A 20,620-nucleotide genomic window follows, 5' to 3' on the forward strand; every position below is an offset into this window, starting at 1 on the left:
CTTGTAACAGACAAAAATACATTCTTCAATATTGTATCTATCTGTAACAGCCACTTTATACGAAATATATGAATCGAGGAAGTAGACTGCTTAGGTAAATACCGTAACAGTTTGCCGTAAAATTGCAATTAAATGATCATTTTGATCCCATAAATGCGCATATTCTGTGGAATAACCTTCACCAGCATATTCAGTTACCACCTTATATTTAAACCAGTCACATAGTTGATGCTGGATCGGATGCACATAGGTGATGTGCCAAGTTAAAGAACTTGCAGGAGCAACTTGTTTAAACATCGGCAATACACCAGGTGGCCAAATATCCATCAGAACAATTAAATCTGGCAAAGTCATTTGACGATTTTCATGCTTCTCTGGGGAGAACCTTGACCAACCTCCAAAGTCAGCATACTGACTTCCTGTAACAGGATAATGACCTTCTGCCCAGCATACATCAAAATGTTGATAGCATTCTGGCATTTGTCTAGCAAAAGGAAGAGGCTGTAAGTCTTCTGGCTGTGCATATACTGGAACCATAGGTTCTTGGCGTACTTCAATATTCGAAGTGCGAGGCACACCAAAGCTTGCGACCAAAATAGTTTGTACCGCGCCATCTTGCCATAAACGGGTTTCAAGCGTAGTGACCGACTTTCCTTCCCTTAAAATTTCAATAGTCAATTGGGCAGGTCCCTGCTGTACAGGGCCAACAAAAGTAATACTACAACTTAATAATCTTTTATTTGGGTCGTGAATATTTGAACATGCTTTTTGCATCAATAACCCTGCAACAAAACCACCAAAAACCGTGCGGCCTTGTAACCATCCTTCAGGTATTTCAATCCATTCCTTTTCTTTTATTTCTTCAAATAATCGCAGCAATGACATTCCTTTCCCTAAAACGAAAGTGTTATTAGGAAATATCTTTCATCATTTTGATTGGAATGTGAATGGTCAATCATTTAGTAATTAGCGAATTATTTTGTCACTCGAACTTTAAGCCTATGCTTATTCGTGCAGAATTTTATAAATTGTTCTTGCCATCATCTCACCAAAGCCAGGCACAAGTGTGAGCTCTTTTTCCGAAGCTTTCAAAACACCTTGGATCCCACCAAAATGAGTCAATAAATCTCGACGGCGTTTCGGTCCCAACCCCGGAATTGCTTCTAAAACCGATGTACTACGACGTTTATCACGTTTAGCTCGGTGTTTAGTAATTGCGAAGCGATGGGCTTCATCACGCACCTGTTGAATCAAGTGCAATGCTTTATTGTCTTCTGGTAATTGAATTTTCGTGCCATCAGTAAAATGTAGGGTTTCAAGCCCGGGTTTACGGCCTTCACCTTTAGATACACCCACCATAAAAGCATCGAGCCCAAGTTCTTGCATGACGTCCATCGCCATGTGAAGTTGACCTTTACCGCCATCAATCAACAACAGATCAGGCAATATGGCTTTTTTATAACGTCGTGTTAAAGCTTGGCGCATGGCAGCGTAATCATCGCCACCGGTAATATCTTGAATGGCAAATTGGCGGTAATCACGCTTACGAGCACCACCTTGATCAAACACCACACATGATGCAATTGGAGCTTCACCCATGGTGTGACTAATATCAAAGCATTCAATACGATCGACTGGTCTTCCAATCACTTGTTCTAACTGATGAAAACGTTCATTGAGTTCTAAATGATTACTCAGCTGTCCCTTAATGGCATGTTGAACATTCATTTCAGCAAGTTCTAGCCACTCCGCACGAGTTTCTCGCACACTACTCTTAATTTGGACCTTCTTACCAAACTGCTGTGCCAATGCTTCTTCTAATTCTTTACGGTCAGGTAAAGCAATGTTCACAATGAGTTCATTTGGAACTTCATCTGCAACCTGAAAGTAAAAGTTAGCCATAAAGTCACTGAGCATTTGACCAAGATCATCGCCAAGCATGTCTGGGAAATAACTTTTACCTCCCAACATTCGTCCATTGCGTACATACATAATTTGCACGCAAGTCACGCCAGCCTGATATGCAATTGCCAGAATATCCGCCTCACCCTTAACCTTAAAAACAGCCTGTTGTGCTTGTACTTCACGAAGCAAAGACAATCGGTCGCGGTAAAAAACAGCTTTTTCAAATTCAAGTTCAGCCGCAGCTTGCTCCATTTTAGCAATGAGCTCTTGATTTAACTCTTTGGTGTCGCCTTGCAAAAAACGAATACTGTTATTAACGTCTTCTTTATAATCTTCGGGTGAAATCAGACCTACACAAGGTGCAGAGCAACGCTTAATCTGATATTGCAAACATGGACGCTTGCGCTGTGAGAAGTAGCTATTTTCACACTGACGCACATTAAAAAGTTTTTGCAAAACAAGTAAGGTATCGCGAGCGCTATAGGCGCTTGGATAAGGTCCAAAGAACTTACCAATTTGATGTTTCCCTTTGCCACGACCGCTAGCAAGCCGAGGATAAGGCTTATCTGACGAAACAAAAATATAGACATATGACTTATCGTCTCGCAGCATGATGTTATAAGGCGGACGATGTTGTTTAATTAGATTTTGTTCTAAAAGTAATGCTTCGGTTTCTGAACGAGTCACCAAAGTTTCAATATTATAAATTCTTGCAACTAAAGCCTGGGTTTTAGGATGCTCAATTGTTTTAACAAAATAACTCGACACCCGATTTTTTAGGTTCTTAGCTTTGCCGACATATAACAATTCGCCCTCTTTCCCTAGCATTTTATAAACGCCTGGAAGTTGGGTCATGTGGGCTAAAATTTTTTCAATGTGGGGACGAGCGTTTTGATTCACTATCGGCAGACATGGCTTAATACTGAATACCTAATGTGATGTTTTAACCACTACTTTTCAAGTGCTTTACCGTGTCAGAAGCCAAATTTGAAAACAGATTTGGATATGGCCCGACAGACTATGTCGTACTCGCTTAAGAGTCTAGACGATAGTAGCTATATTTAACGTCTTTCTCTTTATAGACCGCATAGGTTTTTTGGCGAAAATCCGAGAACCAGCCATTGCCTGTATATCCCGCAATATGACCATATGTGTGGCCACTTGTCCGCTCAATAATATAGATATCACCTTCTTGGGGACGGTTAAAAGCAGGTTTAATTTTCTTATAGCCATTTTGTTCAAGCGTATGCCCCCAATCAGAGGCAGCTACTGGGTGCTTAGACACATCTGCTCCTGCTGCTTGTAAAGCAATACGGATGTTTTTGGCACATTTTTCTTTACTATGGTTGGCAGATATACTTTCAAGCTTACTTGAGAACTTGTGCAAATTAATATTTTGATCTTCAGATGGCTGTCTTTTAGCATCAGATTTTTTATGTTTTTCAGTCGTCGAAGCTGCTTTACGTAATATCACTTTCGTTTTTAAATCACTTTGAGAACTGTCTTCTTTTCTCACTTTGATATGGTGAACATGTGCATGAACTGCGTGATGAGCATGAGCCATTTTAAAACCTACTTCCGCTAACCAGTCTTCGAAAAAACCGCGCCATTGTAGAATCAAAATTACTTATTGGTTTTTAATAGTTGTAACAAATTGCCAGCACTGTGAAGTGAGTCACAAAATATCAATAAGGGTTTATTCAAATGAATACTAAAGAATTTGTCAAAAAACTTACAAATAATATGTATGGAATCATGACTAGGAAAATAATATAAGCCATGAAATATTATAGTTAGTCTTTAAATTTAGTATGGATATTTATAAAAATAACTTCTACTTGAAAAATAAAAATGGGATCTCATATGATTAAGACAAAGTTTTATGAAAATTAGAATAAAAGGTCCGATTCCAGTGAAATATCCCATGTCTTTACAAGAAGTGATATCAAATATTGAACATATTTCTGATGAACAAACCATCTATGCGGAGCAACCTTGGATTATTACATCCAAAGCAATTGCTCTATCAGACGATGAAAAGATGGAAGTCATTATCGAGGATATGTGCTACAGTTATTTTCTTGAAGTATTTATTATCAAAGAGTTAATAGAAGACTTAGGCAATTCATTAAATAGTCAAGACCTTGTGCTCCGGATCATTCAATACGCAATAAATGACGCATAATGAATATCAGTGATTTAAAAAATCAAGCTATCCCAGCGCTAGACAATCTTTTTAGCATTTATTGTAGAAACTGAAGTCATCTTTTCACATTTAGTTAAAAAAAATAAAAGTAACTACATAGCAAGAGATGGCTCGAATTAGAAATTATTAATATCTTAACATTAGATGAATGGAAGTCAGATAGGAATACTGAAAATTGGGATACTAAGTGGGGTGAAAAATTTAAAGAAGAAATCTACTTGTAAGAAATGAATTTATTTCTTTTTTAAATAAAATACTAAGCTACCTTTTCCGCTTAAAATAGAAAACGCCCTTTCGGGCGTAATTAATCTTTGTATAAATATGTATTACAAATAAAATTCAATTACTGGGTCAAAGATTCACCTTTCCAAGTCTTAAGCATAGCATCCGCAGCATTTTCAGTGACAAAGTCACAATATTTACCTGCATAAGGTGGGACATACTCGTCAACACCAGACTTATGATGATATTGCCCGGAATATTCGGTATCGTTTATTTTAAATTTCATCGCTAATAATGTTTCACCACGTGACCAGTTAATACCTTGCCATGTTCCCATTGCAGGCGCAGTACGATTTGATTCAGTATACAAAGGTGCAGTAGGATCACTAGAGAACTCAATATAATCTTTATTGCTGTAGGTTTTATTAATCATCCAACAAGTTGAACCTTTCGGAAACTTCACTGAATCTTCTTCTAATAATGCCTTGTAATAAGCTTCAAAAAAGCCCTGCTGACTAAGAGGTAATGATTCGTAAATCCACTGGCCTAAATATTTAGTCACTGGTTGACCTGAAATATCAATTTTAACTAGATCTTGATTTAGAAATAAATTATCGCCTTTCACTAAATTAGCTGGTTGATAGTTTAAGGCTGTATCAGAAAATTGGACTTGGGAACCCAATAAATACCATGTGCCATCAGTTGTTTTAATCGGGTCTAAGGTCACTCCCTGATCAGTGAAATAATGTTGACTAAGTTCATACCCTAATGGATGATTATCAGGATAGCTTATATAAATCTTATTATCCTGAATCTTATAATTTTTCTTCTCAAGCATTGGATTCCCAGCAATCTGACTCGTAGAAAACCAACCAAACTCTGTGCTGGTGTTACTGAGGTATCCTGTTCCTGATTGTCAGATTCATTACATGCTGAAAGTCCAAATGCACATAAACATGAAAGTATTAACTTTTTCATTATGTTCCTAAATTATTAATATAATGTAATCTGTATTATCAATAATTTGCTCTTTTTAGCAATGTAAAAATTAAATAATTCAGATGAAAGGTATTATAGTTTTATTAAGAATTATTCTATAAAACTTAATATCAAACCAACCAAAATTATATAATTAGAGAAGATATCTCACTGCTATTATCGACTAATTAACAATGCTTTTGAATAGAAGAAAATAAAACCATGATGGATAATAAAATTATGAAAAAAACTCATACAATATTGGTATCATCTTGTTTATTATTTCTATTCTATCCGTACATTACTCATCAAAATTAAAAATATCCTATCATAACAAGGGAAAGAATCAATCAACCTCGACGCACTCAACCCCATTGAACGAGCGTGGGAATATTAAATATATCACAAGCAGACAAAATCAAAATTTAAACATTCTTATGATTATGCCTCCAGTCATATTCATACTCAGCAGTATCTTTCTATACAAAGGAGGTATTCCATTTAACACAAGAGAGGGGTTGGATAAAAAATAAAATCCCCCATAAAAAATTTATCTTCCTAAATAAAAAAACGCCCTTTCGGGCGCTTTAATTAAAATACATATGGTCGAACAAAAATCAGGAAGAAAATCCCAAGCATCAAGAACCATTTTAAGAAGTAATACAACTTACGGTTTTTAGCTTTTAATGCTTTGGCTTTAATACGAATTTGGTAAACATAACCAAACGCTTTATTTAAACCGCCTGTTTGGTCACCTGTTTCATTCGGTGAGCTTGCCGCGGTCATCACACTACGACCGAACCAATGGTTGAAACGTTCCATCCATTTCACTTTCATTGGACGTTCAACATCTGCAAAGAAAATGATACGGTTTTGATCTGTCTTATTTTCAGCATAGTGAATATAAGTTTCATCAAACACTACACTTTGACCATCACGCCAAGAGTATCTTTCGCCATCGACATCAATAAAACAACGGTCATCATTTGGTGTAATTAAACCCAAGTGATAACGTAATGAACCAGCATATGGGTCACGGTGTCTTACCAAACGGCTATCGGGTGCAAGCTCAGTAAACATTGCGGCTTTAATCGTCGGCAATGTTTTAAGAAGAGCTGTGGTCTTTGGGCAGAGCTCAGCAGCAGATGGATGACTTGATTCGTACCATTTTAAATAAAAACGTTTCCAACCTGTTTTAAAGAACGAGTTAAAACCTAAATCGTTATAAGTACTCGATGCTTTAATCCCACCTTGATCATATAAAGCTTTCGCTTCGTCACGAATCATTTCCCAATTTTCATCCAACACTTTTAAATCTTTAAAATGCTGGGTGTCGATATAAGGTTGATTCGGCACCTTTGAAAAGATGTACATTAAAAAGTTAATCGGTGCGAGCAAGGTTGAATGGTCAAAAAATTGACGATAAAACGAATGCTTTACTTTCCCACGATGCTGAATATACAACGCTGAAATGATAAAAATCGCTAATATGATCCACTTAATCATATAGTTACTCGCATTTAAGCACCTTTAAAGATACTTTGAAGAAATTTGAAATTGGCAGGAATAATAACAAACTCTAGAAGAAAATTCAGACATAGATCGGCAAGTATTATTTTTAATAAATAGAAATCTCAAAAATATTCATTCTTGAAATTTCCTAAACTTAGCTTTTAAATTAGTTTTGATATGCTTGCCAATTTAATGCAGTCAGAGAATCAAGTGCTTTTGCAGCGGTTTCATTATAGACATAACAACCAGATTTCAATTGTGCAATTTTTAATTGAGCAAGACGAATGTTTTTAGGATCATCGGTATTTTTTAAGAATATTTCCCAATGCTTAATCTCTTGATCAGCGGTCCAACCAATGTTACTCGTGTAATCTGCTGCATATGTCTTACCTTGATATTGCACCGCAACACCAGCACCCACAGCAAAACCTAAACTAGTATCATAAATCGTTGTCCATGGAACATTTTGCCATGTCCCCTTAACTGCCTTATAAGTAAAACCAAATGGATTCGTTTGATTCAAATAATTAAGATACGGGCCATTTTCAGCATCAAAATCCTCAAAACTTTGATTAATTTCGTAATTTTGATCAACATTAAAAGCAAATGTCTCTAGATTAGATTTTTTTGAAACTAAACGATAACAACTACTTCCTTCAGGAAATTTACTCTGCCCATAAGTATTAAGAAATAAACGTCCCTTAGCTGTACTTTCATCACTCACTGAAAAGCCTACTGCTCGATACCCTGGTAAAACAGTATCAAACATATTCTTATTAGAAAGGTCAACTCGTTGAAATTTCCAATCTTCTTTAACATCTCCAATGATGTCTAATCTCCAATCTGTCATTGAATTAAAATTCATGACATTCATTGCTTTATCAGTAGGGAAATAGAGTTTTTTCTCTGTTAACAAATACTCACCTAAAGCTTGATTAGAGGAGCCATCTGTTGATTTTTTATTAAATATTTCAAAATAAGCATTATTTAGCTCATCTGTTTGTTCATTTAGATTATCTATTTGATCAGGGTTGTAATCCATAAAATAATAACGGGTACCATTCGCAATAGAATCTTGTGAAGTACCACTTTGATTGTTATTTGCTGAATTATCATCACTAGAACCACCACCTCCACATGCACTCAACATAAAAGGAAGGATGGCCAAAAACATAAATTTATTTTTTAACATAATACATACTTTATTGAACATTTTTATAACACAAAGTTTATCCAAAGATAAAAAAATAGACAATACTTTCTGTCTAATAATTCACAAAGAACCTTATTTTTTATTACCAGTTCAAAAATTAAAGTAATCAACTATCTGCTACTTTCTCTTGAATTCCTGTCTATTAAGCAGTTCTTTAAATAAAAATATATTTTTCATATATATAGTTTAAGAAGGGTGTTAAAAAAAAATTGATGACCCTTGCGTCACGGCTTGATACAACTTGTCAGGTTTTTTTTAGATATAGTTATCGTAAGATTAGCGAAGCATAAATGTGTACCAAAGCTGTGCACACGCTTCATAACATCAATTTAGAAGTCCTCCAAAACCAAGGAGATCAGGCATGATCCACGCTGGCAATGCCATTACCGTCCAAATGCTTTCGGACGGAATTGCAGAATTCCGCTTTGACTTACAAGGTGAGTCGGTCAATAAATTTAACCGTGCAACAATTGAAGATTTCCAAGCTGCTATTGCTGCGGTAAAAGCAAATAACGATATTAAAGGCTTAGTTGTTACGTCGGGCAAATCAACATTTATTGTTGGGGCAGATATTACCGAATTTGGTGAAAACTTCGCTCAAGGCGAAAAAGCGATTGTTGACTGGCTTATGCCTGTTCACGAAATCTTCAATAGCTTTGAAGATTTAGACATTCCAAAAGTTGTTGCTATTAACGGTATGGCGTTAGGTGGCGGTTTTGAAATGTGCTTAGTGTGTGACTATCGTGTGATGTCAGAAGCTGCACAAGTGGGCTTACCAGAAATTAAACTTGGTATTTACCCAGGTTTTGGCGGTAGCGTACGTTTAAGCCGTGTTATCGGTATCGACAACGCGGTTGAATGGATGGCGATGGCTGCTCCGAAAAAACCGGCTGCTGCACTAAAAGATGGTGCTGTAGATGCGGTTGTAGCTGCTGATAAATTACTTGATGCTGCAACTGATTTAGTTAAGCAAGCAATTTCTGGTCGTTTGAACTGGAAAGCAAAACGTCAAGAAAAACTTGATGCTGTGAAATTGAACCCACTTGAGCAAATGATGGCGTTCAACACAGCAAAAGGTGCAGTACTTACTAAAGCGAATCCGGCTCAATACCCTGCTCCAAAACTATTACTTGATTCATTACAAGCAGGTGCAAGCCTTGCACGTGACGAAGCATTAAAAGCTGAAGCTGAAGGTTTTGCTAAAGCAGCGATTACTCCACAAGCTGGTGCATTGATTGGTTTATTCCTCAATGACCAAGTTGTTAAGAAAACTGCTAAGAAACATGAAAAAGGTGCTCACCCTGTAAACCAAGCAGCTGTACTTGGCGCCGGTATTATGGGTGGTGGTATTGCTTACCAAGCGGCAAGCAAAGGCACACCAATTATCATGAAAGATATTGGTAACCCACAACTTGCATTAGGTATGTCAGAAGCGAACAGCTTGTTAACTAAACAAGTTGAACGTAAGAAAATGAAACCTGCGCAAATGGGTGAAACCCTTGCACGTATCCGTCCTACTTTAAGCTACGATGAGTTTAAAGAAGTCGACATCGTAATCGAAGCGGTTACAGAAAATCCAAAAGTTAAAGAAATCGTTCTTGCAGACACTGAAAAGCATGTTCGTGAAAATACGATTATTGCGTCTAACACGTCTACAATTTCAATTACGCGTTTAGCGAAAGCTTTACAACGTCCTGAAAACTTCGTAGGTATGCACTTCTTCAACCCAGTTCACATGATGCCGCTTGTAGAAGTCATTCGTGGTGAAAAGACTTCTGAAGAAGCAATTGCAACTACTGTTGTTCTTGCTCAAAAAATGGGTAAAACACCAATCGTTGTAAACGACTGCCCAGGGTTCTTGGTTAACCGCGTATTATTCCCTTACTTTGGTGCGTTTGACCTTCTTGTAAAAGATGGCGCAGACTTCCAGCAAGTTGACAATGTGATGTCGAAATTTGGCTGGCCAATGGGTCCTGCTTACCTCATCGACGTTGTAGGTATCGACACAGGTGTACATGGTGCAGAAGTAATGGCTGAAGGTTTCCCTGACCGTATGAAGCCAGACTACAAAGGTTCAATCCAAGCAATGTACGAAGCTAAACGTCTTGGTCAAAAGAATGACGTTGGTTTCTACAAATACGAACTCGACAAGAAAGGCAAGAAAGCAAAAACTGTTGATCCAACAGCGTATGAAATCATTGCTCCTTTCGTAACGGGTGAAAAACGCGAGTTTGATAACCAAGAAATCATTGACCGCATGATGCTTGCTTTCTGTAACGAAACAGTTCGTTGCTTAGAAGACAACATCGTTGCAACTGCAGCTGAAGCTGATATGGCAATGATTATGGGTGTAGGTTTCCCTCCATTCCGTGGTGGTCCATGTCGTTATATCGACCAAACAGGTGTTGCTGAATACGTTGCACTTTGCAACAAATATGCACACTTAGGTAAGGCTTATGAAGCGCCACAAATGTTGCGTGACATGGCTGCTAACAACAAAAAATTCTACGGTTAAGGAGCAACGTGAATGGCTACTTTAAATCCACGTGACGTTGTCATCGTTGATGGCGTACGTTCTGCAATGGGTAAAACCAAAAACGGTATGTTCCGCAATGTACGTGCTGACAGCTTATCTGCTGAATTAGTTCGTGCACTCGTTGCTCGTAACCAGTTTGATACCAATGAAGTTGAAGACTTGATCTGGGGCTGTGTAAACCAGACTCTAGAGCAAGGTATGAACATTGGACGTAACATCGGTCTATTGGCTGACCTACCAAAAACTGTGGCAGGTCAAACTGTTAACCGTCTTTGTGGTTCTTCTATGCAAGCACTTCATACGGCTGCTGCACAGATCGCAACAAACCAAGGTGATATCTTCATTATTGGTGGTGTAGAGCACATGGGTCACGTAGGTATGATGCATGGCATCGACCTTAACCCAGAAGCATCTAAACACTACGCTAAAGCATCTAACATGATGGGCTTAACAGCTGAAATGTTAGGTCGTATGAATGGCATTAGCCGTGAAGAGCAAGACGCATTTGGTGTTGAATCTCACCGCCGTGCTTGGGCTGCAACACAAGAAGGTCGTTTCAAAAACGAAATCGTTGGTGTTGAAGGTCACGATGCAAATGGCTTTAAAATCCTTTGCGACATCGATGAAGTGATTCGTCCAGATGCAAATATTGAATCGTTCAAAGCATTACGTCCTGTATTCGATCCGAAAGGCGGTACTGTAACTGCAGCTACATCTTCAGCTTTATCTGATGGTGCTTCTGCAATGTTACTTATGTCTGCTGAGCGCGCACAAGCGTTAGGTTTAAAACCACGCGCTGTGATTCGCTCTATGGCAGTTGCAGGTTGCGACGCTGCAATCATGGGTTACGGTCCAGTTCCTGCAACTCAAAAAGCACTTAAACGTGCTGGTTTAACGATGGCTGATATTCAAACTATCGAGTTAAACGAAGCATTTGCTGCTCAAGGCTTATCAGTAATGAAAGGCTTAGGCGTTTATGACAAGCAAGACATCATTAACTTAAATGGTGGTGCGATTGCTTTGGGTCACCCACTAGGCTGTTCTGGTGCACGTATCACCACTACGTTGTTAAACGTAATGGAACAACAAGATACTCAAATTGGTCTTGCGACCATGTGTATCGGCCTTGGTCAAGGTATTGCAACGATTATCGAACGTGTTTAATTCTTAAATACTTCGTAAAGAAATCCCCGCTTATGCGGGGATTTCTTTAATGGCCTTGAAGACCATCTTTAATTTTCTGCTGTAAATCTTTAATATCTTGAATATTCACTTTCATCGTACCCTCACGATAAGCGTCGACATTACTTCGATTAATATTCAAATCTCTTAACATTTCAAAGATACCATTGGTTGGATCAGAAGACTGTATTCCACCTGCTACCGCTAAAATGTATTGTTGTAAGAATGGAGAAAGTTGAGACAAATCAGGCTGTGCCATAACTGGCTGATAATCCACTGTAGTCATGCCTTCAGGGACCAAAGCATTCTGTATATCGTAATGAGTTTTATACTCACGATGTTGCAGAGCCTGACGCACTTTTTTATCTTCTTGAAACGGTACAAACCCCACTTCTTCACGTAGCTCAGATTCAGCCATAACGCGAATTGTAGGTAACGTAGCGATCTCTTCAGCTTGAACAGTCGGCAACCCCATAAAAGCAAATGCAGCGATCAAAGCTGATTGTTTTAGAAAGTTCATAACTTGCTCCAAAAATCAGTCACCCTATTCAAATTAAAAGATGATGATTAAATTAAAAGTATCTATAAATAGGCTACAACAAAGTCGAATTTGATTCAGTAAGGCTCAGATAAACGGTAAATATAATTAAAAATTTTAATGTAATAGTAGGGAACTTTATAAAAATATTTTAGAAATTAGCCTGAATGAGACTAAGTCAGATCATACTGTTAGATTTAAATATTAAGATCTTTTGTTTATAGTCAGACTTTTATAAATCCATTGAATTCAACAGAAATAATGAACTTTAAAATATTAAATCAGAACATTCTCATGAGCTGCCTGCTAGTCAGTTTATTTCTCACTGGTTGTACGAGTAATCGCGTTATTGGTGAAAGTACACGAGAGCTATTTACAAAATATGAGTCAGGCCATGAATGGATCACTTTAGTTGAAGATGATGTGATAGCATTCGGAAAACCATCAATATCTCTCCCTAATGAACCGGAGAACAGTATTGTCATCGCAGGTAAAAAATATAGTTATGTCATTAGTAAAGGCGGTAACGATTTCATTCAATTAATTAGCCAGTTAAATCCACAATATATTCAAATAAGTAATGATCTGGATTTTATTGCACCTGCTTCCAACAGTAACCATTTTAGCGGGCACATTAGATTTTCTTATAATCCGCCTCATGGAAAATTGAATGAAAAGGAACTAGCTTTATTCAAACAATATGGCGTGGTTCAGTGTGACTGCACAGAAAAGTTAGAGTCACATAAATTTGATCTTAATCTTGAAGGAACTGTTTATCCTACTGTAAGTAACCTTCACTCACTAAAGCCATTGTCAAAACCCTATCACGTTAAGATTCAATATCTTCACTATAAGAGTGGCAAAGTACCATTATCAACTAAGGAGAAGTTAGCAAATTTGCCACTACTTCCTTTTGCCTTAACTTTCGATGTAATTGTATTACCTTCTAAAATATTGGGTGTCCTTTATCAACCTTAATAAACTTTCAATGACAATAATGAGTTTTCAAAAAGTAAAATCCCCGATCAATACGGGGATTTTTATTAGTTCTCTAACATCTCTTTTAAAGAATTCACGACTTGTGGAAACGACGTATAACCTTCACGACCTAAAAAATGTCCACCATTAGGAACGGTAATGTACGGCGCATCAATTTCTTTAGCGAATTGAATCGTAAGTTTTGGTGGAACCAAATCATCGTTATCAGACAAATAAACGAGTTTTTTCTTTATGTCATGAAAGTAACTCGTATCGACTTTGCTTTTTGTTATATAAGCATCGAGTGGAGAAAAATCTGAAATAGGTCCAGAAAATCCGGATACTAAAATCATTCCTCCAATATTTTGGTAATCATGTCTTTGCAGAAAGTGTAGCAAAGTAATAACGCCTAAACTGTGTGCAACAAAATAGGTATTTTCATTTACAACGAGGATATGTTGATCTAAAACTTTCTGCCATGCTTCCACATCCGGATGTTCAGAATCTGGAAATGGGATTAAAGTAACGGTTGTATGTTCATCTTCTATTTGATGTTTTAGATCTAAAAACCAGTGATCGTCGATAGAAGCAGAGTAACCATGAAGTACAAATATTTGACGCATGTTGTTCTCCCGAAGTTCAATTATTTTGGCATTTGCAACAAATGACATGAAGCCGAATAACACCAATAAAATGAGTTTTCTAATCATGAAACAAGTACCATTTTGAAAGATATAAACATGCTAAACTATGACACCACTGTTAAGGTCAACCCTATTTTATGAACCTTGCCAAAGTTGCCGAACTCACAAAAGTAAGCCCTCGTATGCTGCGTTATTATGAGAGTTTAGGGCTTATTCAGCCTCATCGGGCGAGTAATAACTATCGAAGTTATACGCCAAAAGATATTGAAAATATTAAAAAAATTAAAATATTAAATGATGCAGGAATGAATCTAAAAGACATTCAGGCTTTGCTACCTTGTTTTGATTTAGATGAACGCGTATTTACGCTATGTTCAGTAGTTCAAGAAAAGCTGCAAACTGAGCTCATGCACGTGTCCCAGCAGTTAATCAAACTACAATCTTCTCAAAGTTTATTACAATCTTTTTTAAGTAAAGGAAAAGCCGAGAGCACCAATCCATAAATTTTGATGCTCACGTTTAATTTATTCTTTTAAATCTCCCTCTAATGCAGCTACGTTCCTTTTCTTAATTTTTTCAACTTTTGCATTCAGCTTTAAAACATCTTGGTAAAGCTGGTTAAATTTTTTGACCTGAGCATTTTCATGAAAAAGAATCATTTGGTCTTTCTTTTGCCATGGATAGTTTTTTAGAAGTTTAAACATTTCTTCTGCTTTATCTAAAATTTGTAGTTCAATCATAAAAATTGCGTGATCTTGATCCGCCTTTTGTTGAGACCCCAATTTCATTTCCAGCAGTTGCCTCATCTCTGCATCCACAGATAATTCCTGAACTTTTGCTAAGAAAGTTTTATGAATTTTTTCATATTGAGTTTGATATTTATCTGAAGCCGTACGAACATCGGCTAACATTTTTTCTGTTTCCACATACTTCTGTTTTTTATCCAGATCTAAACGATCAACATTTAAAAAAGTATCCCATTTGGCTGCTTTTAATTCTCTTAAATATTCATTACGCGCATTTATATTTTGAATCCAATAACTTAAGAGAAATTCTGAAATTTGCTTATAGTGACCTGCTAAACGTTTATCGTGAATATCGAGCTGGACGGGTTTAGACCAGTCTTGTGCTTGGTCATAAAGCTGGTTCATTTTTTCAGTCATGACCACATCAAACATTTGGCTACTGTCTTTGGCCTGTTGCTGTTTGATATGTTGATAGGTGAAAAAAATAATACTCGTGATAACAACCAGACTTGCAATTGCAATCAAAACTCGGCGCATACACACCTCCTATTTCCCTTCTTATAGTTTTGCTCTTTATAGTTATGAAATAGAGCTTATATCTTCTTTATATGCCATTTATTTCACAATACGCAACACTCTATTCGCTATTCAAAGCTTTAAATCCTTATCCATCATCCCTATTATGATGGGTAATTAAAATTTATGAGATTCTCCCATGCGTGTTGATGTCTGGTCTGATGTAGTTTGTCCTTTCTGTTATATCGGCAAAAAACGCCTTGAACATGTAGCTGCTGAAGCAGGTATTGAGCTTGAAGTTCACTGGCATAGCTTTGAATTAGATCCTGATGCGCCAGCAAAACATGACACATCAAATACAGAACGTTTGGCTAAAAAATACGGCCGTACCTATGAAGAGATGGAAGAAATGGAGCGCAATATTGCAGCCATGGCTGCCTCTGAAGGTATTGATTTCCAATGGCAAAAGGCTAACTCTGGCAATAGTTTCAATGCACACCGTATTATTCACCTTGCGCAAAGCAAAGGTTTAGGCAACCAAGCAAAAGAAGCTTTTTTCCATGCTTATATGACCGAAGGCCTGGCAATTGGCGAACGTGAGGTTGTTGAAGAAATCGCTTCTCGTATTGGCCTTGATAATGCCGAAGTTGAATTTGTATTAGATACAAATGAACTATCTGACTTTGTTCGTCATGACGAAAAAATTGCGAAAGAGCAGTTAAATGTTACTGGCGTGCCATTTTTTGTATTTGACCAAAGAATTGCGCTCGCAGGTGCTCAACCACGTGAAGTCTTTTTAAACGTCTTAGAGCAAGCACAGCTCAAAGCAAATGCTGAAGAAATTGAACAGGATGATGCGGCTGTTTGTAATGATGAATCATGTGATATTCCACAGAAATAAATCAACACAATTAAAAGTGTGATTAAATCGTATGTTTTATCACCATTTTAGCAATAGAGCGTTCTAAAAAAAGAACTATCCAATTGTTTAAAATCAGTTTATCATTGCCGCTTAGAATATTCGCGCTGTAATGTTCTGTTTTTTATGTGTTTAATGATCGGAATTTGAAGTTTCCTTGATCTATCATCCCCCTTAATTGGGGGATTTTTTTATGTAAAAATAATCGCTACTAGCTTAAACTTTTTAATTTATTTCAAATATGTAAGAAAAGTTAAATTTACTTAACTTTTGTGTCGCCCTCTTGATTTTATTAGAAAAATCAACAAAAGTGGAAACAACAACAAAACATAAAGATAGATATGAAAACATTTCACGTAATTCCTTATCGGCAGCTTTTTGCACTTTTAACGCTTGGGTTTGGTTCGGTGTGCATAACTCATGCAGAGGCAACTCATACTTCTTCAACTCAAATGGTAGAAGGTTCAAGCTCTGGAGTACAAACAGAAGCCACAACGGATGAGAATCTTCTAGATCAGATCCCACGTTGGGTGGACGCGACCCCCACCATTTTTCCAGAGCAGTCCAATCAACCTATTGTTCCTCCTACCGAACAAACAGAAGATCAAACATGGGTTGACCGTAAACAAAAGAACATTCGTAATTGGGCCGATCGTACTTCTGAAAAAATTGACAACTGGTTTGGTGAAGTTGATCCAAAGAAACCTGCGACAGCAACTATTCGCGTAATGGTCGATAACTATTGGAATGAATACGATAACTTTGAAATTAAGCCCAGAATTCGCGGTAGGATTAAGCTACCTACTCTAGAAAAACGTCTAAGCGTGGTATTTGGTGATGACTCTCTAGATAACGAATTTGATAATAGCCCAGCCAATATTAACCAAAACCCGAATCAAGATTCAAATAAGAAGCTAGATGGTAAGCAAACTCGAGATGACAACAGTTCAATCGCATTACGTTGGTCAGATTTCTCAAAAAAATTGCCTTTTGAAACAGATGCTGACTTAGGTATTCGTTCTGGAGACGATATTTACGTTCGTTTAAAAGCATCGAGAGATTGGCAATTACGTAATGATTTTAAATTTTATGCAGAGCAAATTTATCGTTATGGCATAGACAGTGAAAACTACTTACGTACTAATCTTGAACTTACACATGCTAGACCAAACCAACCGATTTTATCGAATCAGTTCAGCCTGACCTACGCCGATGATCAAGATGATGATCTAGCTTGGGAAAACCGTACTTTCCGCGAGCATAATTTCTTTGCAAATAACCGTTTTAACTATGGTATTTATACCAGTGGTTATTACAACGACAATGACTTACGTTTAAATAGCTGGGGGCCTTTTGTTTCATGGCGTCAACCCGTTTTACGTGAATGGTTCTTTGTTCAGGGAGATGTAAATTACTTTAATGACCACCGTGAAGATCGCAACCATTTCGTCAGCACATTCTTACGTCTAGAAGCACTTTTTTAAGCCTACAAACATCACCTTGGAACCTTCATCCAAGGTGATGAATAATAAAACACTTTTAAATAAAAATTTAAGCTTAGCCTCGTAAAATATTATTCTAATTTTTGATTCTTTTTTATTCTGAACGATGAATCAATTCTCTTCTTTTTCATTTCACTACAGATCAACTGTCTTAGTTTGTATTTATAGTCTGGGCGTATTGGCTTTACTTCCACATACTCAATTTTTTTACAGTTCTATAAAGCACCAACGTTCAAGACGACATTCCTACTCGTCGAACCAACTCAGCAAAGTAAAAAGACTATCTCTGCCATTTGCACTCTCTCCTTGTGAAATAGAGACAAATAATGCTTTACCCGATGTAACCTTAATTCAAGAACTTATGGCTGTATTTGGAAATGATACGTTATGGAAGCGTGCAACCCAGCCTGAACACCCTTATAAAGCCTTAGGTAAGAAAAAGAAGAAAGCATCATCAAATCAAATTGAACCAACTAATCCACTCACTGCAAGCTGGACCACCATTTCAACCTGGATGCCTTTTGAAAATAATCTTGATTTAGGTTCAAACTCAGAAAGTGATGTCTATGTACAATTTTTGGCCAAAAAAAAATGGAATTTAAGGCATAACATTAGTTTGGATACAGAACAGATATTTCGTTACGGTTCGACCAGCCGGCACTACACTGAAACCACCTTAAACCTAACGCAGAAAATGCAAGATAACACATTATTTTCTAATAAATTTAATGTAAACAAGGGCGAAAATGAAGATTACAACTGGGGAAATTGGACTTTTCAACAATTTGAGTTTGTAAAAGATAATAGTCTGACTTACGGTGTTTATAGTAGTGGCGTATATACCAAAAATGATATGCGACTAAATAGCTGGGGACCTTATATTTCGTGGCGCCAGCCTGTGTGGCGAAATTGGCTTTTTATGCAAAATGACCTTAATTTTTTTAACCATATTGATGATGATCAGAGACATCAACTTAGCGTTCAAATGAATCTAGAAGCTAATTTTTAGCCAAAAATTATCAAATTGTGGATAACTCTTTCTTTATCCACAAAAAAGCCCCTGAAGGTTCAGAGGCTTTTTTTATACTGAATTATTTCAGCAATAAGCTATTAATACGTTTTACATAAGCTGCCGGATCTTCTGGTAAACCACCTTCAGCAATAACAGCCTGATCGAAAATCACATTTGCCAAATCATCAAAATGTTCTGAACCTTCAAGTTTTTTCACTAATGGATGTTCAGGGTTAATTTCTAAAATTGGTTTGATTTCAGGAACTTCTTGCCCCGCTTGTTTTAACATACGGATGAGTTGAGGCGATAACTCACCTTCGTTTGTTACTAAACACGCAGGAGAGTCGACCAGACGCGTAGTTACGCGTACTTCTTTGGTTTTCGCTTTCAATGAATCACTTAGCTTATCAACAACAGGTTTGAACTGTTCAGCTGCTTGCTCAAGTGCTTTTTTCTCTTCAGCATCTTGCAAGTCACCTAAATCAACCGCACCTTTAGAGACATTCTTTAATGGCGTACCTTCAAACTCTTGAACAAAGTTCATTGCCCATTCATCAACACGCTCTGCCATTAATAAGACTTCAATGCCTTTTTTCTTGAACAACTCAAGCTGTGGCGAGTTTTTCGCTGCTGCTAAACTGTCAGCAGTCACATAATAGATGGCTTTTTGGCCCTCTTTCATACGTGCCTTATAGTCAGCGAAAGAAGTCGTCACTTCATCATTTGTTGAAGTCGCGTAACGTAATAATTTTAAAATACGTTCACGGTTACCAAAGTCTTCGCCCAAGCCTTCTTTAATGACTGAGCCAAACTCACTATAGAAAGTCTTGAATTTTTCTTGGTCTTGTTCATCTTCCGATTTAGCCAAACCATCAAGCACAGTTAATACACGGCGTGCATTACCTTCACGAATCGTTTTTACATCACGACTTTCTTGTAGCAACTCACGGCTTACATTAAGCGGTAAGTCGGCACTATCCACCACACCTTGAACAAAACGTAAGTAATTTGGAATTAAATTATCTGCATCATCCATAATGAACACGCGTTTTACATAGAGCTTAATGCCCGCTTTTGCTTCGCGAGTAAAAATGTCATGTGGCGCTTTACTTGGAATATAAAGTAACTGTGTATATTCGGTACTACCTTCAACTCGGTTATGCGCCCAAGCCAATGGCGCTTCAAAGTCGTGAGTTAAATTTTTGTAGAACTCAATGTACTGCTCTTCAGTCACTTCACTCTTGTTACGTGTCCATAACGCACTTGCCGAGTTGATCGCTTCCCACTCGCCAGTTTTGACCATTTGACCGCCTTTAGACTCTTCGCCTTCAGCCGCCTCTTCCTCTTGCCAAACTTCTTTTTGCATTTCAATTGGCAAGCTAATGTGGTCAGAATATTTATTAACGATCTGCTTAACTTTATAAGATTCTAAATAATCAAGCGCATCATCACGCAAGTGAAGAATGATGTCAGTACCACGTGAAGCCTTATCAATTTGCTGAACTTCAAACTCGCCTGTACCACCACTAATCCAACGCACCCCTTCAGATGCATCTAGACCTGCACGGCGTGATTCCACTGTAATTTTATCGGCAACAATAAAACCTGAGTAAAAACCAACACCAAATTGACCAATCAACTGAGCATCTGCTTTTTGATCACCAGTCAATTTTGACATGAAATCTTTAGTACCCGATTTTGCAATCGTACCTAAGTTATCAATTGCTTCTTGCTGGTTTAGGCCAATACCGTTATCAGAAATCGTTAAAGTTTTATCTTCTTTATTTAAAATGACTCGTACATGTAAATCTGGATCATTTTCATAATATTCAGGATGATTAATTCCTTCAAAGCGCAACTTATCACATGCATCTGATGCATTAGAGATAAGCTCGCGTAAGAAAATCTCAGGGTTAGAATAGAGAGAATGCGTCACTAAATGTAAAAGCTGTGCAACTTCCGCTTGGAAACTATAATTTTGTGATGCTTGTTCACTCATAAATCACTCCTT

General features: G+C 37.3%; 18 protein-coding genes. 8 read left to right on the forward strand and 10 right to left on the reverse strand.

Annotated elements, in window-relative coordinates:
• Positions 1-90: 90 nt before the first annotated feature.
• From RMB13_RS11690 to RMB13_RS11700, 3 genes are all read right to left on the reverse strand, one after another.
• Positions 91-885, reverse strand: a complete 795-nt coding sequence (locus RMB13_RS11690; protein WP_056483147.1) for a thioesterase family protein — start codon at positions 883-885, stop codon at positions 91-93.
• A gap of 120 nt (positions 886-1,005) precedes the next feature.
• On the reverse strand, positions 1,006-2,805 hold the full coding sequence (gene uvrC / locus RMB13_RS11695; protein ID WP_004640818.1) for an excinuclease ABC subunit UvrC: 1,800 nt from the start codon (positions 2,803-2,805) through the stop codon (positions 1,006-1,008).
• A 133-nt stretch (positions 2,806-2,938) separates the two neighbouring features.
• A complete protein-coding gene (locus RMB13_RS11700) occupies positions 2,939-3,469 on the reverse strand; it encodes a CHAP domain-containing protein (protein WP_311073554.1) in 531 nt (176 codons plus the stop codon).
• 360 nt (positions 3,470-3,829) lie between these two features.
• Here RMB13_RS11700 and RMB13_RS11705 point away from each other — a divergent pair, with 360 nt between their 5' ends.
• Positions 3,830-4,090, forward strand: coding sequence for a hypothetical protein (locus RMB13_RS11705; protein WP_231764186.1), 261 nt, complete (start codon positions 3,830-3,832; stop codon positions 4,088-4,090).
• A 364-nt stretch (positions 4,091-4,454) separates the two neighbouring features.
• Here RMB13_RS11705 and RMB13_RS11710 read toward each other — a convergent pair whose 3' ends face one another.
• The 3 genes from RMB13_RS11710 to RMB13_RS11720 form a co-directional block, all read right to left on the reverse strand.
• Entirely contained in the window at positions 4,455-5,171 is a 717-nt protein-coding gene (locus tag RMB13_RS11710; RefSeq protein ID WP_311085313.1) for a hypothetical protein, read from the reverse strand.
• Positions 5,172-5,902: 731 nt separating this feature from the next.
• Positions 5,903-6,817 (reverse strand): lipid A hydroxylase LpxO, encoded by a 915-nt coding sequence (gene lpxO / locus RMB13_RS11715; protein ID WP_092710062.1) that lies wholly within the window; start codon positions 6,815-6,817, stop codon positions 5,903-5,905.
• A gap of 172 nt (positions 6,818-6,989) precedes the next feature.
• Positions 6,990-8,015, reverse strand: a complete 1,026-nt coding sequence (locus tag RMB13_RS11720; protein WP_311085314.1) for a hypothetical protein — start codon at positions 8,013-8,015, stop codon at positions 6,990-6,992.
• Positions 8,016-8,397: 382 nt separating this feature from the next.
• Here RMB13_RS11720 and fadB point away from each other — a divergent pair, with 382 nt between their 5' ends.
• Both fadB and fadA read left to right on the forward strand, forming a co-directional pair.
• Positions 8,398-10,551 (forward strand): fatty acid oxidation complex subunit alpha FadB, encoded by a 2,154-nt coding sequence (gene fadB / locus RMB13_RS11725; RefSeq protein WP_311085315.1) that lies wholly within the window; start codon positions 8,398-8,400, stop codon positions 10,549-10,551.
• 12 nt (positions 10,552-10,563) lie between these two features.
• Positions 10,564-11,736, forward strand: coding sequence for an acetyl-CoA C-acyltransferase FadA (gene fadA, locus RMB13_RS11730; RefSeq protein ID WP_017391387.1), 1,173 nt, complete (start codon positions 10,564-10,566; stop codon positions 11,734-11,736).
• Positions 11,737-11,782: 46 nt separating this feature from the next.
• Here the strand turns inward: fadA and RMB13_RS11735 are convergent, their stop codons facing one another.
• The gene (locus RMB13_RS11735; protein ID WP_311085316.1) at positions 11,783-12,274 is read right to left on the reverse strand and encodes a hypothetical protein; all 492 of its coding nucleotides are present in this window, start codon (positions 12,272-12,274) and stop codon (positions 11,783-11,785) included.
• Positions 12,275-12,553: 279 nt separating this feature from the next.
• Between RMB13_RS11735 and RMB13_RS11740 the strand changes: the two genes are divergently transcribed.
• Positions 12,554-13,270 (forward strand): hypothetical protein, encoded by a 717-nt coding sequence (locus RMB13_RS11740; RefSeq protein WP_017391389.1) that lies wholly within the window; start codon positions 12,554-12,556, stop codon positions 13,268-13,270.
• 65 nt (positions 13,271-13,335) lie between these two features.
• Here RMB13_RS11740 and RMB13_RS11745 read toward each other — a convergent pair whose 3' ends face one another.
• On the reverse strand, positions 13,336-13,980 hold the full coding sequence (locus RMB13_RS11745; RefSeq protein ID WP_311085317.1) for an alpha/beta hydrolase: 645 nt from the start codon (positions 13,978-13,980) through the stop codon (positions 13,336-13,338).
• A 71-nt stretch (positions 13,981-14,051) separates the two neighbouring features.
• Here RMB13_RS11745 and RMB13_RS11750 point away from each other — a divergent pair, with 71 nt between their 5' ends.
• The gene (locus tag RMB13_RS11750; protein ID WP_005037233.1) at positions 14,052-14,417 is read left to right on the forward strand and encodes a MerR family transcriptional regulator; all 366 of its coding nucleotides are present in this window, start codon (positions 14,052-14,054) and stop codon (positions 14,415-14,417) included.
• Positions 14,418-14,438: 21 nt separating this feature from the next.
• Here RMB13_RS11750 and RMB13_RS11755 read toward each other — a convergent pair whose 3' ends face one another.
• Complete coding sequence (locus RMB13_RS11755; protein ID WP_311085318.1) at positions 14,439-15,197, reverse strand: hypothetical protein; 759 nt, start codon at positions 15,195-15,197, stop codon at positions 14,439-14,441.
• A gap of 178 nt (positions 15,198-15,375) precedes the next feature.
• Between RMB13_RS11755 and RMB13_RS11760 the strand changes: the two genes are divergently transcribed.
• The 3 genes from RMB13_RS11760 to RMB13_RS11770 all read left to right on the forward strand — a co-directional run bounded on the left by RMB13_RS11760 (position 15,376) and on the right by RMB13_RS11770 (position 18,606).
• Complete coding sequence (locus RMB13_RS11760; protein ID WP_205469986.1) at positions 15,376-16,077, forward strand: DsbA family oxidoreductase; 702 nt, start codon at positions 15,376-15,378, stop codon at positions 16,075-16,077.
• A 359-nt stretch (positions 16,078-16,436) separates the two neighbouring features.
• Positions 16,437-17,579: a hypothetical protein gene (locus RMB13_RS11765; RefSeq protein WP_231764193.1), complete on the forward strand. Its 1,143-nt coding sequence runs from the start codon at positions 16,437-16,439 to the stop codon at positions 17,577-17,579.
• Positions 17,580-17,703: 124 nt separating this feature from the next.
• Positions 17,704-18,606 carry a selenocysteine synthase gene (locus tag RMB13_RS11770; protein ID WP_311085319.1) on the forward strand — a complete coding sequence of 301 codons (903 nt, stop codon included), beginning with the start codon at positions 17,704-17,706 and terminating at the stop codon, positions 18,604-18,606.
• Between the two features lie 82 nt (positions 18,607-18,688).
• On the opposite strand, the gene htpG is transcribed toward RMB13_RS11770, so the two are convergent.
• Positions 18,689-20,608, reverse strand: coding sequence for a molecular chaperone HtpG (htpG, locus tag RMB13_RS11775; RefSeq protein WP_311085320.1), 1,920 nt, complete (start codon positions 20,606-20,608; stop codon positions 18,689-18,691).
• Positions 20,609-20,620: the final 12 nt, after the last annotated feature.

Source organism: Acinetobacter sp. V102_4 (assembly GCF_031799005.1).
In the GTDB taxonomy this organism is placed as follows: Bacteria; Pseudomonadota; Gammaproteobacteria; order Pseudomonadales; family Moraxellaceae; genus Acinetobacter; species Acinetobacter calcoaceticus.

Coding starts and splice junctions, on each gene's coding strand:
- RMB13_RS11690 (WP_056483147.1), bottom strand. CDS start 885: ATGTCATTGCTGCGATTATTTGAAGAAATAAAAGAAAAGGAATGGATT.
- RMB13_RS11700 (WP_311073554.1), bottom strand. CDS start 3,469: ATGGCTCATGCTCATCACGCAGTTCATGCACATGTTCACCATATCAAA.
- RMB13_RS11705 (WP_231764186.1), top strand. CDS start 3,830: ATGTCTTTACAAGAAGTGATATCAAATATTGAACATATTTCTGATGAA.
- RMB13_RS11710 (WP_311085313.1), bottom strand. CDS start 5,171: ATGCTTGAGAAGAAAAATTATAAGATTCAGGATAATAAGATTTATATA.
- lpxO (WP_092710062.1), bottom strand. CDS start 6,817: ATGATTAAGTGGATCATATTAGCGATTTTTATCATTTCAGCGTTGTAT.
- RMB13_RS11720 (WP_311085314.1), bottom strand. CDS start 8,015: ATGTTAAAAAATAAATTTATGTTTTTGGCCATCCTTCCTTTTATGTTG.
- fadB (WP_311085315.1), top strand. CDS start 8,398: ATGATCCACGCTGGCAATGCCATTACCGTCCAAATGCTTTCGGACGGA.
- fadA (WP_017391387.1), top strand. CDS start 10,564: ATGGCTACTTTAAATCCACGTGACGTTGTCATCGTTGATGGCGTACGT.
- RMB13_RS11735 (WP_311085316.1), bottom strand. CDS start 12,274: ATGAACTTTCTAAAACAATCAGCTTTGATCGCTGCATTTGCTTTTATG.
- RMB13_RS11740 (WP_017391389.1), top strand. CDS start 12,554: ATGAACTTTAAAATATTAAATCAGAACATTCTCATGAGCTGCCTGCTA.
- RMB13_RS11745 (WP_311085317.1), bottom strand. CDS start 13,980: ATGATTAGAAAACTCATTTTATTGGTGTTATTCGGCTTCATGTCATTT.
- RMB13_RS11750 (WP_005037233.1), top strand. CDS start 14,052: ATGAACCTTGCCAAAGTTGCCGAACTCACAAAAGTAAGCCCTCGTATG.
- RMB13_RS11755 (WP_311085318.1), bottom strand. CDS start 15,197: ATGCGCCGAGTTTTGATTGCAATTGCAAGTCTGGTTGTTATCACGAGT.
- RMB13_RS11760 (WP_205469986.1), top strand. CDS start 15,376: ATGCGTGTTGATGTCTGGTCTGATGTAGTTTGTCCTTTCTGTTATATC.
- RMB13_RS11765 (WP_231764193.1), top strand. CDS start 16,437: ATGAAAACATTTCACGTAATTCCTTATCGGCAGCTTTTTGCACTTTTA.
- RMB13_RS11770 (WP_311085319.1), top strand. CDS start 17,704: ATGAATCAATTCTCTTCTTTTTCATTTCACTACAGATCAACTGTCTTA.
- htpG (WP_311085320.1), bottom strand. CDS start 20,608: ATGAGTGAACAAGCATCACAAAATTATAGTTTCCAAGCGGAAGTTGCA.